General features: G+C 58.7%; 5 protein-coding genes. 4 read left to right on the forward strand and 1 reads right to left on the reverse strand.

Annotation, left to right across the window (positions count from 1 at the left end):
- Positions 1-146 precede the first annotated feature (146 nt).
- The 4 genes from ACWKWE_RS17845 (at position 147) to ACWKWE_RS17860 (ending at position 16,880) form a co-directional block, all read left to right on the forward strand.
- Positions 147-5,168, forward strand: coding sequence for a Tc toxin subunit A (locus ACWKWE_RS17845; protein WP_483851252.1), 5,022 nt, complete (start codon positions 147-149; stop codon positions 5,166-5,168).
- A gap of 104 nt (positions 5,169-5,272) precedes the next feature.
- Positions 5,273-7,999 carry an Ig-like domain-containing protein gene (locus tag ACWKWE_RS17850; protein ID WP_483851253.1) on the forward strand — a complete coding sequence of 909 codons (2,727 nt, stop codon included), beginning with the start codon at positions 5,273-5,275 and terminating at the stop codon, positions 7,997-7,999.
- A gap of 88 nt (positions 8,000-8,087) precedes the next feature.
- Positions 8,088-12,293, forward strand: a complete 4,206-nt coding sequence (locus ACWKWE_RS17855) for a Tc toxin subunit A-related protein (RefSeq protein ID WP_483851254.1) — start codon at positions 8,088-8,090, stop codon at positions 12,291-12,293.
- 39 nt (positions 12,294-12,332) lie between these two features.
- On the forward strand, positions 12,333-16,880 hold the full coding sequence (locus tag ACWKWE_RS17860; RefSeq protein ID WP_483851255.1) for a Tc toxin subunit A-related protein: 4,548 nt from the start codon (positions 12,333-12,335) through the stop codon (positions 16,878-16,880).
- On the opposite strand, the gene ACWKWE_RS17865 is transcribed toward ACWKWE_RS17860, so the two are convergent.
- Positions 16,859-17,218 (reverse strand): hypothetical protein, encoded by a 360-nt coding sequence (locus ACWKWE_RS17865; protein WP_166593247.1) that lies wholly within the window; start codon positions 17,216-17,218, stop codon positions 16,859-16,861. The two genes, ACWKWE_RS17860 and ACWKWE_RS17865, sit on opposite strands and share 22 nt — an antisense overlap.
- Positions 17,219-17,333: the final 115 nt, after the last annotated feature.

Below are 17,333 nucleotides of genomic sequence, written 5' to 3' on the forward strand. Positions count from 1 at the left end.
TGACCTGTAATGACTTGAATCGAGGGGCCTCGTTCGAGTGGGCCGCTGGTCCGATGTGCCCCACAGGTTTCCCTAAGCCGTGCTTAGCTTTTCACAGGGCCTTGTGACCCGTTCAAGGAAGCATCACCTCAGGATGAGTCACTGCCATGGCCAAAAAAACCGGTAAACCTGCGTCCAAGTCCGTCTCCGCGCTGGATATCCTGCTCAAGGGTTCTCAGCAGACCGTCAGTACCTCTGCGTTATCCGAACAGTTCAGCTCGGTCATGAGCCTGGCCAACGCCGGCATCCCCAGGCTGATGGAACAGAACCCGCAGATGCACATCAGCGAGGCGCGCGATCTGCACGCCCGGGCCCAGGCCATGTCCGTGGTCATTGCCCGGCAGTTCCGTGAGCAGCGCCTGACTGCATCGGTGCGTCAGGCCAACCGGCCACCGACCGGCATCAAGGGGCTGGTGGACGGCCCGACCTACACCGACATGTTCAACCCGGACTGGGCGAATCACTGCCCGCCGGATGCCATCGAAGCCACCGCGTCGCCGGTGGCGTACCTCGCCGATCTTTATCGCTACGCCAAAGACCTTGAAGCCACGGGCATACAGGACGAGGTCATCACCCTCGACCAGCGTCGCCCGGACCTGAAGGATCTGATGCTGGACCACACCGCGCTGAACCGGGTCGAGCCGACCCTCGTGCTGGTCAACGAGATCCTGGAAAAGTCGATTCGCAGCCACCTGGATGGCATCGGGCTCGAAGAAAAATCCGTCGATGACGCCTTGCTCGAAGCCCGCTACCCCAACGCGCTGCCATTCGAGCGTTACACCAGCCAGATCAATCACGCGCTGGGCCGCAAGGATCGTACGCTGGGCGATACCATTCGCGCGGCCGACCCTGCATACCCCTATTTCAAAGAGCCGGGTGTTCACTCGTTGCTCTCGGACACCGCGCTGATTCAGGACACCGGTTTCGGTCCGGTGCAGCAAGGGTTGCTGCTGGAGGCGCCGTATTTTCCTGAAGCCGACGGCGCTGGGCATCCGCTGGGAAGTACGGACTGGCGCATCGACCCGCGTACCCACCTGCTGACCAAAGCCGATGCTGACGCCCCTACGACCTTCTATCTCGACAATTTCGGGGTCGGCGGCTTCATCGAGCTGGAGGACACCCAGACCTTCTGCCTGCGTATGGGCTTGAGCACTGAAGAGCTTGAAGCGCTCTTGAGCGTGGGCGCGTTTGCCACCAGCCGGTCCGCGAACGTGACTGGCGAGGGCGAGGTCGACGCCAGCCAGTCAGGCTCGGTCTATATCAACGCAGGCCAGTCACCCGCGATGGGCATCGAAACCCTGACTGCCGATACCGACAAAGCCTCGGGTCCGCTGCACCGCATCACCAACATGACGCCTGATCGCGTCGACCGGATGAATCGTATGATTCGCCTCGCCCGCTGGCTTGAGCTGCCGTTCGATGAGGTCGATCTGTTGCTGGAAGCGTCGATGCAGGGCGAGCAGCGTGCAGCGCAAGCCACCCGGCGAGCGGAGGACGAAGCGCCGACCTCCTGGCACATCACCCAAGACACCCTGCGGGCGCTGGGCCTGTTTCAGAGCCTGCGTCGGCGGCATCACGTCGCCGCCGAAGACTTCGCGGCGCTGTTGTACGGATTGAACCTGTACGGGCGCGGCAAGACCGCATCGCAATTCGATCGCGTGTTCAACAGCCAGGCGCTGTTTTCCGTGCCGCTGACACTCGATGACCAGCCGTTCACCCTAACCCCCAAGCCCGGTGACGAGGCTGCCCGGCAGAAGATCGACCATTTGTGCGCCGCCCTTGGCATCACGTTCGAAACCTATCGCTATGTCGCCAGGGTCATCGAGCAAACCTGTGCAGGTGAGCCCCTGGCCTGGTCGCGCGAGGTGGTGTCGGCGTTCTACCGACTGGTACGTCTGCCCCGTTACCTGGGCCTAAGCACCATTGAAGCGCTGGCGCTGCTGGAGTTGCTCGACGACGGCGGCAGCCAGTTGGTTTCCAGACTCGGTGGTACCACCCAGATCGCCTCGTATCACGCCTCCAGCAACACGGACACATTAAGTGTGATCCATGCCCTGATGGACGCCGCCAACTGGCTGAAAGACCACCGCTGGTCAGTCGCGCAACTGTGCCGGCTGGTGCTGCCGTCTGCGACCCAACCCGTGGCGACCGACGCCGAACAGGGGCTGTTGCAGCAAATGCACACGCGTCTGCGCTCAGCGCTGATCACCGATAGCAGCTTTGCTCAGGTAGGTGCGCCGGAGGTATCCGTGACCCTGGAGCTCGATGAAGACGAGCAAGAGGTGTATGTCTCTGCGCCCATTGACTGGCTGCAGGCACTGAAAAAATTCATCGACGCCGGTGATAAAGACCCCGGCGCCCGAGGGCTGGTGCTTTTTATCGGCGAGGACAACGAGGAATCGTTCGAGGAAAGTTTGAGCACCGAGGTGAAAAAGGTGCTTGAGGATGCTGATCTGCAGGTGGAGGAACTTCACCCCAAGATCACCAACATGATCATGCGCGCGCGCGGGGGCCAGGAAGCACTGCTGATGGAAGGGCTGGCGGGGTACTTGAGCACCTCCGCGGACGTTGCCAAGGCCCTACTTTTCTGGAGCGACGGCGATCGCTACCAACTGCTGGCCGAAGTGCTCCGGGTCTACGGCAGCAACGACGCGGCCAAAGTGCCTATCGGTGATGGCGTATTGCTCGTCCTCGATGCGCTTTCCAAACGCGCCACGCTGGCCAACCACCTGCAACTCAGCGCGGCTTTCATTACGCAGTTGAGGGAACAACCGGTCTGGTTCGGATTGCAGAACAGCGAGCTGTCGATGCAACTGGCCTACTGGAGCACGCAGTACGCCGCCCTGCTGCGTCTGAGTGAGCAGAACGAAGACACGCTGCTGGACTATTTCCGTCTGATCAACACGCTATGGGAGGGTTCGCAGCCGGGCGACCAGCAGCTGCTCCGGGAAAGTGGCGCGAGCAAACTGGCCGGTTTCCTGCACCTGGGCATTCGTGAGGTGCTGGCGCTGGCCTACAGCGTCCATGCCGAAGGCGTCATTTTTACCCTGCAGCATCTGGATACCGTGGCCAGAGTGGGCGCGCTCAGCGGTCACACCGGCCTTGACGCAAAAGCTTTGCTTGCTCTGCATGGCCTGACGCCCACGCGCCCCGTTGAAAACTATCGCCAAGCGGCCGAACTGGCCTTGAGCTGCCTCACCGATACCTTGCCCGCCGCAGGGGATGAAGCCGGCCAGAGTGTGTCCAGCAGCATCACGGTGACGCCGGATTATCTGGTTGCGCAGCGTGAAACGGATCAAGCCACTTACACCATTACCTTGCGTGATGTGATGGACAACCCCTATGAAGGCGTGACCATCCGTTGGTCTACCGATCTCGGCGAGCTGGTCGATATCCAGAGTGTCACCAACGGCGAAGGCGTCGCTCAAACAATGCTCCAGAGCGGCAGTGAGATGGGGGTTGCGATCGTGATTGCCAGGTTTGGCCTGGATGAGCAACTCAAGGCGCCACCCGTGAGGATTGACTGTGACGAAGACTCCATTGACTTCGAATCGCCCCTGGTCGATCCCTCCGAGGCGCTTTCGAACAAGCTGGAGCCCATCCGTTGCCAAGTCGCGCTGGTCGACGGACTGGGCAACAAGGCAGCCGATCGCGCGGTCTCCTGGTATTCAACCCTTGGCGAGTTTCAACGGCCTGAAACCTATACCGACAATGAGGGTGTCGCCGTCGCGGAGCTGCGCAGTCGGGAAGCTGGAGAGGCGCAGCTTTATGCGGCTTACAGCAATGGCAAGCAAATCGTGTTGAATCCCGTCATATTCCTCAACCGTCCTTACTTCCAGTACGTGAGATTCAATGACGTCGTCATTGAGGGTATTGCGGTCGACGTGCTCTGTTCTCTGGTTAATCTGGATGGGACACCGCGTCCTGATGAGACGATCACGTGGGCAGCCAAGGATGAAGCCGACAAACCGTTTGGCGAGCTCTCGGCGATGACCTCGAAAACCGATGCCAACGGCCAGGCCGTTGTCACCTTCACCTCAAGCGCGCTGGGCAAGGTCAGCGTAACCGCCACGGCCAAAGCCACCGAGGGCACAACGAACAAAACGACGGAGCTGACCACGGTCAATCCTCTGCCAGAAATCATCAAGTCCGATCAAAGCCGTCGGGATTTCGTGATGGGCTATGGCGAGCCAATCGTATTTTCGGTGTGGGTTGAAGCCGGGGGCCAGGCCGCGGTGGGTTCGCAGGTTACCTGGGTGGTCACCCGGCAGGGCTCGCGCAGCAAAAAGGCAGAAACGACTCGCACCACTCGGACCGACAAGGAAGGCAAGGCGACCTTCAATTCCACCTTCACCCTTGGCAGGCACGTCGTGACCGCGACGGTGAGCGGTACCACGGTGACACAGACCTTTGATGTACTGGCCCGCGACCGCGTGCAGTTCACCCTGGAAATCAGCGGCGAGCTTGAAGATGCACAATCCCCACGGCTGATTTCCCGCGTTGCCCCCTACACCCTGCTCGTCAAAGCGGTGAGTGCCGTCAACCCCGGCGCAGCCCTCGAGGACGTATCGTTCACCCTCGACGTCACTGACGGCAATCCGGCTCTTTACGGTCTGGATATAGAAGGCCTGGGTGACACGTACAGGTCGACCAAGGATGGCGTCGCGTTCAACGTGAGCGCTTCGCCAGGCAGTACGGCAGTGGACTTCACCGTGCACGCGGCCACCGATTATCCGCTGGAGTATTCCGAAGAAACTTACAGACTGGGTTGGTTGTATAACTACCAGTCCGCAACGCTTAAAGCCGGTGATGAACTTACCGTAAACTGGGTCTGCGTGCAGGGCAAAGCGCCACCGTATAACGGGGCGGAACAAGCGATGGGAAATGTTCCGTTTTCGGTCCCCGATAAAGGTGTCAATTCGCAATTCCCTGTCAGGTTGAAAGGCGGCACGCCGACCTGGTCTGGAACACCGTCTGAAAACATTGTCGAGTTGGTCAATGGCGATATAACAGAGGTTGAGCGGGTCGCCGCGTTAAACGGGTATCTGGTCATGTTGGCAGGCAACGTGCCTCTGGTCGATCAACGAACCAGGAAAACAAAAAATAAACGCTCGACCGCGCGCAGGTAACTCCCGGTCTTCTGAAGAATAACCATTCGTGACTCGGCGGCATTAACGCAGTGTCTGTGAGTCTGTTGAGTCAATCGTTTACGCTAACGCGCTAGAGGAACATCATGAGCACTCATAACGAAAACGGGCGTACATTTAAATTTTCGATCAGCGGCGATGATGTGTACGGGACGGCGCCGATGTTGCTCGGTCGTGACAATCCCTACATGCTGAATGTCAAGTTGGTGGATAAAGACGGCAAGCCTGTAGCGGGTGTTGAGTACACCATTTCGTCCACTAATGATGGTAAGTATCGTGTGAATCTTGATGGCATGGATAAAACCTACACGTCGTTGGGGGACGGTAATAATTTCTTTCTGGAGGGTTTGGTTGCGACAGAAGATGCCCATGTAGGACTGATGCAGTACGAGTTTTCCGTAGACTGTGTGACCGGTGAAGGCGCGGATAAAGTGACGGGAAAGCAAGTCTTGAGAATGGGCCGCCTGTTGAAATGGGGACGTCCTGGTATTTCCGTTAAAACCGGCCCGGACAAAGCGGTGTTTACCACTAAAACGGAGCGGGTGGGGAAAGAGTCGATACCTGGCGCCAAGTGGAACTGGGGACAGAAGATCGACACCTGCAACATCAAAATCGGGGATTCCATTATCGGGGCTGGAGCGACATCACTCACCGGAAATAACGACGCCAGTTTTCAGGCCGCGCCAGAAATTGACCTGTCCAAATTTTCGAGCGTCAGCAAGGCCAAGATACAGTTCGAAGGCGGTTTATCAAGTGACGGGTTTACGGCGGTACTTGCTTCCAGTCAAGACAACGTCGAGCTGTATTACTTTCAATCGGTCGCGTTTACCAAACCTTCGGTCATTGTCGGCGTTCCTGCGGAGGTGTCGTGCAAGTTGATGGGCCTGGACAAAAAGCCCAGAACCAACGTGGATGTTGAGTGGTCGACGACCTTTGGCACACCCAACCCTGTTGCGAGCAAGACTGACGCACAGGGCTTGGCAAAAACGGCGTGCACCGCTAATGATTCCGGCACGGCGTCGGTAACGGTCTTGTCGAAGGCGCAACGCATGATCAAGGGCACCAGTGCGGCTGTGCCGGTGGGGCCTCTGGTGATCGTTGACCCTACGGCCAGCGCCACTCAATTCATCGTGGGGCATTCTGGCGCAATCAAGTTTTCAGTCGTGCTCCAGGCAGGCGGGCAACCTGTATCCGGCTTGAAGGTTGAATGGTTGGTGGGCGACAGCGTGAAAGCCACCAGTACGTCCGACAGTGCAGGAAAAGCGACGCAGGACCTTACCTTCACGGCGGGTCAGGCGGCGAAGCAAGTTGTAAAAGCGCGGGTGTTGGATACCCAGGTGCAGACGATGTTTGACGTCAATGTGTATGCTGTGGAGATCACAGATCCCCGGGCGAGTGCAACTGAATATGTGATCAAGCATTCTGCGGATGTTGAGTTTTCGGTGGTGTTGAAAGCGGGGGGCGAGCCGCTGTCGGGCAAAACGATTGAATGGACAGTGGGCGGTAATAAAAGCAACAGTACAACCGATTCAGCAGGCAAGGCGACCTTCAAGAATGCGTTCGATGCAGCGGGGGCCATTACGGTTTCGGCGAAAGATCCTAACTCCGGAAAAACGCACAACTTTCAACTCGAAGTAGTCGCCGTGGAAATCACGGATCCCAAGGCCAGTGCAACGGAATATGTGATTAAACATTCTTCGGATATAGAATTTTCAGTTGTGCTTCAGGCTGGTGGTAACCCCCTGTCAGGCAAAACACTCGAGTGGACGGTGGCCGGTAATACAGAGAGCAGTAAGACAGATTCAACGGGCAAGGCGATCTTCAAAAAGGCGTTTGATACCGCAGGCGAATTTACGATTACGGCGAAAGATCCGAAGTCTGGTAGAGCGCGCGGTTTCTCCGTGAAAGCAGTTGTTTTAGAGTTGATCGATCCACTTCCGGTATCACCGATTGAATATGTTATAGATGAATCTCCAAATATAATTTTTTCGTTGGTGGTCAGCGCAGGCGGAAGGCCTCGACAGAATATTGAAATTGAATGGCTGCTGGACGGGAGGACGTTAGTCAAGCATAAATCTGACGCCGACGGCAGGGTTGCGCTTGAGACAGGATTTGATTCTCCAGGCATTAAAAAATTAGTGGCAAGAGATTCCAAGTCTGGGCAAACGGTCGAATTTCAGATTTCAGCAATCAAGTACAAATTCCAGGTTGAATGGCAAAGCGTTGATGATCTGAGGGTGGGGCGAGTACTCGAGTCACATCCTGAGAGTAGGTTTTACAGTGCGAAATATTTAATGACTGTCAAAGTTATAGGTAAAGATGATGTGCCATTGTCAGGAAAGCCTTTTTTTTGCAATATTGGTGGCGGGGGTAAACATTATACTTCGAGTGCGAAGGGGCAGGAGATTGAATGGACTGCGCCTACGAACGCGGATATGGAATCTATAGATATTGATCTTACGGGAAGTTCTATAGAGTCACATAGATGCAATTATGGATTGAAATGGCTTTATTATCTCTACGCCGTTCAGTCGCATCCTGCAGAGAATCTTTTGATCCATTGGGCAAAAGTAGGAACAGATCAGCTTGGTGCAGCAGCAGTGGCACCAGCTGGCGGAGTCAGGATCGAAGTGGTAGGGAAATGGTCCACTACGGTATCAGGTCTTAAGTTTGAGACTAGCCCTAGTAAGAGCTTATTAAAGTGGTCCGGGTCTTTGGGGGCGACGGTGAAGGGCGATATTTTCGTCAGCCACGAGGCATTACTTGGTAATGGACGGATTTTGTTGCCTTTGGCAAATATGAAAGTGTCTTAGGTTTCATGTGAAAGCGCCGTGTAGCTTATTCACAAGCGAATTCTTTTTTATTTGCGAGCTCTATAATACCCTGTGCGAGCACATCATCATGGATACGAAGATCACTGCACCGCTTGCCCAACCCCATCGCGACGCTTTGGTTGCGTATTACCTCGGCCAACTCGTACCCGACAAAAACTCACCCGCCCCCGATAACATCATCACCCCCGACGATCTCTACGAATACCTGCTGATCGACAACCAGGTCAGCGCCGAGGTCGACACCAGTCGCGTCGCTCAGGGCATTGCCAGCGTGCAACAGCACGTCCACGCCATCTACAACGGCATGGAGCCGGGTTTCGGGCAGATTGGCGACACGGTACAGCATCAGCAATCGATGCAGCAGTGGCAGGAGGCGATGAGTCAGTACAGCACCTGGGCGGGGTATCAGGCGGTGGTAGATTACCCTGAGAACTACCTCGATCCGACCTTGCGGTTAGGCAAGACCGAGGCGTTCGAGGCGTTCGAAGGCGAGTTGGCCCAAGCGCGGTTGACCCCGGACAATGTCCAGAAAGCGCTGGGCAATTACCTGGCGCGATTCGAAGACATCGCGAATCTTGACACAGTCTGCTGTTACATCGACGGGGTGGATTTTCGCAAGGCCGATTATTACTTCATTGGCCGTTCGCCCCGCGATCTTTCAACGTATTACTGGCGCAAGGCGGCCATTGATGTGGATGACAGCAGCACCCACGTGCCACCGTCTGCCTGGACCGAGTGGAAAACCATCGATGTGGAGACGTCTGGTCAGGTCACCCATGTGCGGACTGCGGTGGTAGAGGGACGTTTGCACCTGGTGTGGCTGGAGCAGGTGCGCCAGGTGATGGACGCCGATGACAAACCGGTGGCGGACCGTTTCATCTATCACCTGAATGTCAGTCATCTGCAGAGCGATGGGCGCTGGAGTGCGACGATCCGTTTGCGTGAGACGACGCTGCCATCCTTCGCCACGCTGGAAAGCGGGGGACACGTACTCATTGCCGCGCATGATAGGCGTTATTTCCCAGAGCCCAGGTTGGTGATTGCGATCTTCAAGCGAGGCGAAAAGAGCGACTGCCCACCCGTCAGGATCTTGCTTGAGGTCCGTACCACGCTCTGGAAGCCTGTCTACCTCACCGATAGCCTGCCGTCGCTCGATCGCTCCTTGGCTGTCCAGTTCAACAGTGGCCCGGGCGCTGCGCAATTCACGATCACGGGCGCGGATGTCCACGGCAATGTGTGGAGCGTGGAAAATGTGCGGTGGAACCAGGGCGGGGAAAATCTGGACGGTGCGTTGAACCGCTATCTCGATTTAAAGGTCAGGATTCTCGTTCCGAAAAATACCCTCACTGCCGAAGCGACCATTGTGTGCGACACGCTTTGGTACGCCTCCCAACCGAGAGGTGCACCTCCGGCGTCCGCCAAGCTCGGCTTGTGGAGAGGTACCAAACGAGCCAATTACGACATGACGTTCAACGGCGCGGCGCGTTCGCCAGCGGAGGGCATGGCGTGGCAGGGCAAGCCTGGTCTGCCCGATACTGATTGGTTGTGTGTAGGGAACCCCACCGCTTCCACCGGCATTGGTTATAACGAGTTCAACTTTGATCGCAAACAGCATTCCAGCGTGATTCCCACCTTCGTCAAAACCGATGCAGGCGGGCTGTTTCTGGACCTGGCGGGACTCAACCTCCCCCACCTGCGCTACGTGCGCCTGAACACTACCTTCGCCAGCGAGCTGGTGCGCAAGGCCGAGCGCTCTCTCGATGGGGCCCTGGGATGGGAAACTCAGCACACGCTGGAAACCCCGCTCCCTGAAGACAGCGCGGGCACCCGGCCACCGGTTGATTTCAACGGCGCCAATGGCCGCTACTTCTGGGAGATGTTTTTCCACGTGCCGCACTTGGCAGCCTGGCGCCTGCACCATTCGTTCGACTACGCCGGTGCCGAACAGTGGCTCAATTACCTGTTCAACCCGCAGATGCGCGTGGCGCCGTTGTTTCCGCCGCCTGACGAGGTGCAATGGCAGCCTTACTGGACATGCCGTCCGCTGGGGTTCGCCGACGATCCGCTGCGTGACGTCGCCGCACCGAGAGATCCGGACGCCATCGGCTATGGCGCGCCTTCGCATTACCGCAAGGCGATTTTCACCCTGTACCTGGATAACCTCATCGCCTGGGGCGACTCGCTGTACCGTCAGGTCACCCGCGATGCCCTCAACGAAGCCAAGCTGCTTTACGTGCGCGCAGTGTCGCTGCTGGGGCCATTGTCCAAAGGGCGCAGCATCAGCCAGTGGACGCCGATGCCGCTGCAAGACGCCGCCCGCCATGAGACCGGCACCTTCGCGTCTTTCGAGACCTCGGCCTTCGAATGGCTGCAGCAGGACACGCCCCGGAGCGCTGGCGAAGCCCCCTGGGTGCGTTTGATCGACGCGCCGTGGTTCCGCTTGCCGGTCAACACCCGTTTGCTCGATCTCTGGGAGCAGCTGGATCAGCGCCTGTACAACCTGCGCAACAACTTGACGCTCGATGGCCGTCCCATGACCCTGGCGCTGTATGAAGCACCCGCCAACCCGCTGGACCTTTTGCGCGCGCAACTGTCGGGCAGCAACGTGTCGTTGCGCCGATTGGGCGCTCAAGGCAGCATCCCGCCGTACCGGTTCGCGGTGATGTTACTGCGCGCCCGTGATACCACCGAGTCGCTCATTCGCTTCGGGGAGCAGTTGCGGCAGGCGATGGAGGCGCGTGATCGTGCGCAACAGGAAACGTTGCAGCAAAGCCACGTACTGGAACTGAGTACCTTTGTTGAACAGCTCGACACGCTGGCTATCGAGCACGCCTTGCGCAATCTGGAGGTCAAGTCGCCGAGCGCCGAGCAGTTCAGGGCTCAGATCGCGTATTACGATGGTTTGCTGGCTGAAGACGTCAGTGAAAGTGAGCGCAGCGCCGAGGTGTTGTTCACGGGGGCCATGGCGACCCGCGTGCTGGCGGCGGGGTTTCGGGGGGTGGGGCATGGTCTGGGCGCCGCGCCCAACACCATTACCTTCACGCCTGGCCCAATACCTGTACCGGTCCCGGGGGGCTGGAACTGGAGCAGCCCGTTCTGGAGTGCGGCTTCGCTGATCGAAGCCTCCAGCATTTACAACACTGACAGCGCCGATGCGTTTGTGCGCGCCGATACGCACGCGCGGCGACGCAATGAGTGGACGCTTCTCAAAGAGCAGGCGCAGCTTCAGCTCGAATCGGTGCAGGCTCAGATCGAGCAGGCACGTGTGCAGATCGAGTCGGCGCGGATCAAGCACGAACGTTCGTTGATGGCCCATGAACACGCACAGTCGCTGTACGTATTCATGCAGAACCGCGCCACCAACGCCGCGTTGCATCAATGGCTGACCGGGCAGATGGCGACCCTGTATTTCCAGGCGTATGACTCGGTGCTGTCGCTGTGCCTGGCAGCAGAGGCCTGCTGGCAGTACGAAATGGGTGAGCCACAGACCACCTTCATTCCGGTCAACGCCTGGGTCGATAACCGCCATGGCCTGACGGCCGGGGAGAGCCTGAGCCTGGGGCTATTGCAAATGGAATCGGCGTTCCTGGCGCGCAACGAACGGCGCATGGCGCTGGTCAAGACGATTTCCCTGCGCAACCTCATGCAGTCGTATGAAGACACCGCCTGGGCAGAGGTCATTGCCCGTCTGCGCAGTGGCGGAACGATCCACTTCGCCTTGGCGCCTTCGCTGTTCGACCGCGACTACCCCGGCCATTATCTGCGGCAATTGGCGCAGGTGTCGGTGTCGCTGCCGGGCGTGCTGGGACCGTACGAGAATGCGCGGCTGACCCTGTCCCAATTAAGCAGCAGCTACCTGCTCAAGCCTGATCTGGGCGGCAGCAAGTACCTGTATCAGCAGGCGGGTGAGCTGGACGGTGAACACGACGACATCAACCCGCGTTACGTGATCGCCAACGCTCGGGTCAATCAGCAAGTGGCGATTTCCGGGGATCGCGAGGACTCGGGTCAGCTCACAGCCGTTGCCGGGGACGAGCGCTACCAGCCTTTTGAAGGCACGGGCGCGGTGTCCAGTTGGACGCTTGCTTTCCCTCGCCACACCAGCGCCCACCAACAGGCCGTGTTCGACGGCCTGCAGGACATCATCCTGCACGTGCGCTACTACGCGACGGACGGCGGCAAGCCATTCGCCGAGCAGATCAAGGGGCTGATTCCCGGCAAGGTCAAGACACCAGGTTCACAGGCACGGCGCAAGGCGTCGTCGGTCCGCTGACCCGGTTCACGAACATCAATGGATGATGAGGAGCGCACCATGGACCAGTCCATCATTGGGGGTCTGGAACAACAACGGCGGGATGCACTGGTGGCCTGGTACCTCGGCCAGCTGGTCCCGGAGGGCGAACGGCAGACTCGCGTGCTGACGGAAAACGATCTGTACGAATACCTACTGATCGACAATCAGGTCGCGGCTGAGGTCGACACCAGCCGGGTCGCCCAAGGCATCGCCAGCGTGCAACAGCATATTCATGCGATCTATAACGGCATGGAGCCGGGGTACGGGAGTGTCAGCCACGACACGCTGGCGCTGTGGCGTGACGGGATGTCTCAGTACAGCCTGTGGGCGGGCTACCAGATGCTGGAGGACTACCCCGAGAACTACCTGCAGCCGGCCCTGCGCCTGGACAAAACGTCCATGTTCAAGACCTTCGAGTCGGAATTGTCTCAGGCGCGATTGACCGAAGACACCGTACAAAAGGCGCTGGGCAATTACCTGCAAGCCTTCGAGACGGTGAGCAATCTTACCGTCACCGCCTGCTACGTAGACAGCACCCAGTTCCTCAACGCCGACTACTACTACACCGGGCGGCAAAGTACCGAGCCCTTCGCGTTCTACTGGCGTAAATCCCATCTCTACAAAGATGCGTCGGCCAGCGAGGCGCAGATGGCCGACTGGACCGAGTGGAAACCCATCGACACCCTTCGCGGCGCTCAGGTCAAGCATTGTCGACCTGTGGTCATGGACGGCCGTCTGTATGTGGTGTGGGCTGAAAGTGGTAAAGCAGTACTGGGCGAGGAGGGGGCGAAAACCGGAGCGTTCGAGTATTCGATCAAGCTGGCATATCGGCGGCTGGATGACAGCTGGAGTGCGCCTATTGAATTGCACAAGGGCGAGGCACCGGATGAGTTGCTCGCAGATGAGGTCACCGACTACACATTAATCAAAGGCTATCGGATGGTCGCGAGTGCGGACCAGGGCGATAGCGGGAATTTGCGACTGCTCATAGGGTTCACATCACAAGGTTTTGGCGTAGACAAGGAGGTGAAGCATTACGCGGCGTACAGTCGGTTCCTCCAGCCACTGAAGGCGGACAGTGAGGGCATTGCCAGCATGTTGGTCTTCATGGCGGGCGCCAAAATCGACCGTGTTCAATACAGCGCTGTTCATCTGAACTCTGACGCGTCGTTACGCTGGACTATCAAGTCGGTCACCCGAGATGCGGCTTCGCCCCCTACGACAGTGGGGACAGTCGGTGACGCATTGAATGACTATTTTGAACTGGAGGCGCAGTGGTCAAATGGGCGACTGGTGCTGATCGGGCGATGCGCAAAGGTGGTGATCGCCTGGAAAACAGAGTATTTCGCCGTTTCCGACAGCATCGTCGACGACCGATCTTCCGTGCAATACAAGGTGGTTGGTATCGCAGGTTTGGTGTACTGGGAGGTCACGGCAAAAAGGATCAAAGGCAGCAGCTCAAGGTTATTGACCGCAGAGTTGCGGCACTCCGGTAAGGCGATTGCGACGATCACCCACGACGACCTGATATCGCAAGGCAGCGATTTTTTCATGGAAACCCTCGTCGCGCACAAAACAATCGCTCCCGGTGATGCGTATTTCCAACAGAATTCCCACAGAGGTTTTGAGGTGTCTATCGCTGACGGCAGGCATCTTGGGTTGCAAGAAGATGCTGTCTACCTGAGTGGCGAGCCACTCACGCTGAATACCGCCCTCGGTCATTACAATCAAAAGTGGCTCAAACGTGCCGACCCCATCACGTTGAACGGATCGGCCATGTCGTCGGTCATTCATCATGAATGGCCAGCCAGTGCTGAGAACGTCCGGACCTACCAATGGGGGGCAGAGACCGATGGGAGTTTGCACACCCGATATGGACTCAACGGCTTCACCGTCACTCGCGAAGTGGCTGGCAACTCGGTGCCGTATCTGCGTACCAGTGATTTGGGCGCTCAGTACCTTGACTTGACCAATGCCGCCGTTGGCGCCGGCAAGGTGCGGGTGCGCCTCAACACCCTGTTCGCCAAGGATTTGACCCGTAAGGCCAGTCTGTCCCTGAAAAGTGCGCTGTCCTGGGAGATCCAGCACACCGAAGAGCCGCTTCTGCCTGATCAGACGGCCCCGGCTTACCTCGATTTTTCCGGGGCCAACGGGCTGTACTTCTGGGAAATCTTTTTTCACGTCCCGCACCTGATCGCCACTCGCCTGCAACAGGAGTTCGACTACGCGGGTGCGCAGCAATGGCTGGAACTGCTGTTCAACCCGCAAGTACGCGTCGCGCCGCTATTTCCGCCACCGGCCGAGATCGACTGGTTGCCGTACTGGACGTGCCGTCCGCTGGGTCTGCCGGACAATCCGGCGCTAGAGCTGGAAGGCCTGACCAATCCCGACGCCATTGCCCGCGGCGCGCCCTCGCATTACCGCAAAGCGATTTTCATGCTGTACCTGAACAACTTGGTTGCCTGGGGCGACATGCTCTATCGCCAGGTCACCCGGGACACCCTGAACGAGGCCAAGCTGCTGTATGTGCGGGCCTTGTCTTTGCTTGGGCCGTTGTCGAAGGGGCGCAGCATCAGCCGCTGGGATCCGGTGTCGCTTGAAGACGCGGCCGCTGAGCAAGCAGATACGTTCGTGGCGCTGGAATCATCAGTGGGCGAGCGCGCGTTCAGCCCTGTCCCGATCCCGCGCAACGAGGCGCCCTGGTTGCGCCTGCTGGACCAATCGATCTTCCGCCTGCCGGTCAACACCCAGCTGCTGGACCTCTGGGACACGCTCGACCAGCGCTTGCACAACCTGCGTCATAACCTGACCCTGGATGGCAAGCCCATGCAGCTGGTGTTGTACGAGGCGCCGGCCAACCCGTTGGACCTGCTGCGTGCGCAACTCAACGGCAGCAGTCTGAGCCAACGCCGGTTGGGGTCGCTGGCCATCATCCCGCCGTACCGCTTCCGCGCCATGCTGCCTCGCGCACAGAATGCCGTCGAAACCCTGATCCGCTTTTCCCAGCAAGTGCTCAGCCACATGGAATCCAGGGGCCGCGCCGAGCAGGAAGAACTTCAGCAAGGGCATGTGCTGGAGGATCTGGCGACCTTCGCTGAAAAACTCCAGCGAAGCGCTATTGACGAAGTGGCCAAGGGGCTGGATGTGCTCAAGGCCAACCGGAATGTTGCCCAAGGGCGCAAACGCTATTACGACGAACAGATCAGCCGTGACGTCAGCGCTCTGGAGCATAGTGCCTACCGGGCACGGCAGACCGCGCTGAGCGACAACGTCGCGGCTCGGGTCTTGGGCGGGACGGGGCACCTTGCCAATCTTGCGCCGAATCTTTTTGGCGGGGCGACAGGGGGCATGAGCTGGGGCTCGCCCGCATTCGCCGAGGCCGAGGTGATGGAAGGCGCAGCGGGGATCATGTCGGCACTGGCGCAGGAGCACCTGATCAGCGACTCACAGCAGCGTCGTCGCGAAGAGTGGAAACATCAGGCACACCAGGCCGAGCTTGAAATGGACGTGCTCGATGAGCAGATCGCTGCCCAGCAGATGGCCTTGAGTTCTGCCCAGACCAGCCTCGCGCAGGCCACCCGAAGCCGCGAGCAGGCCGACGCCCTGTATGCGTTCATCAAAACCCGGGCGACCCACGTGGGCTTGTACCAATGGCTGTTGAGCCAGATGTCGACCCTGTACTTCCAGGCCTACGATGCGGTGTTGTCACTGTGCCTGAGCACCGAAGCCTGCTGGCAGTACGAGATTGGTGATCGTGACACGCGCTTCATCTCCGCCTCTGCCTGGGTAGATAATCGCTACGGGCTGACGGCCGGGGACGCCTTGAAACTGGGGCTGCTGCAGATGGAGTCGGCGTTTCTGGTCCGGCATGAGCGCCGACTGGAAATCACCAAGACCCTGTCGCTCAAGGAACTGCTGAAGCATTACGACCCCAACGCAGGGTTGGCGCCGGACGCGGCCACCGGTTGGGACGCGGTGCTGGAAACCCTGCGCGACAAGGGCGAGATCGACTTTCAGCTCAAGTCCTCGACCTTCGATGCGGATTATCCGGGCCACTACCTGCGTCAATTGGTGCGGATGTCGGTTTCGCTGCCGGTGGTGCTCAAGCCCTATCAGGACGTTCACGCGACCCTGAGCCAGCAGACCAGCACCTACCTGCTCAAGCCGCAGCTCGGCAATGTGAAGGCCTTGTATCAGCAGGCCGGTGAACTGCCAGACGGGGGCGATGACGATATTCGTCAGGATCAACTGGTGACCAATCCCCGGGCCAATCAGCAGATCGGGCTTTCCACCGGGGTGGACGATCACGGCATGTTCCAGCTCGATTTTGGTGACGAACGCTACTTCCCGTTCGAGGGCACCGGCGCGATCTCACGCTGGACCCTGAGTTTCCCCCACCACGACAGCGACGATCAGCAGGCCATGCTCGACACGCTGACCGATGTGATCCTGCACATCCGCTACCTGGCGGTGGACGGCGGCAAGGCCTTCGCGGCCGAGGTGGAGGCACTGGTGGCGGCGGTCGAAGAAGGCGAGGTCAAGCGTCAGCCGACATCACTGACGTAAGTGCCCACTTCCTTGAGGATGATCTTCAGCGTGGCATCCAGCTCGGCCAGTTCGCTGGCCGGGGTGGTGTGAGCAATTTCATAAGTAGTGTCGCCGCCAAACGGCTTGGCATCAGCGGCGTCGATTTCCACCTTGAGCTGCGTGGCTGTGAGAGTAACGGACAGATTCGACTCGACGTGAATGGTGTCGTCGCGGAAGGTGATATCGACTTCATCCTCATCCGGAAAGCGCGCCAGCAGGAACAGATCGCCGTTGCTGGCATGGCAGCACGCCAGCGCCATGTCATCTTCTTCCTCGTCGCAGGGGTTGTAGATGAAGCTGTCGGTGGTCAATTGCATGGCGGTGTTCCTCTGGTTTGGCGCGGGGCAGGGGAGGGATTTTGCCAGTCCTGCGGAAAATTTGCCTGCACCTGATTTTCAAACCCCACGCAAGCCAGCGCGTACGGCCTTCGGG

The organism is Pseudomonas salicis (genome assembly GCF_057128705.1).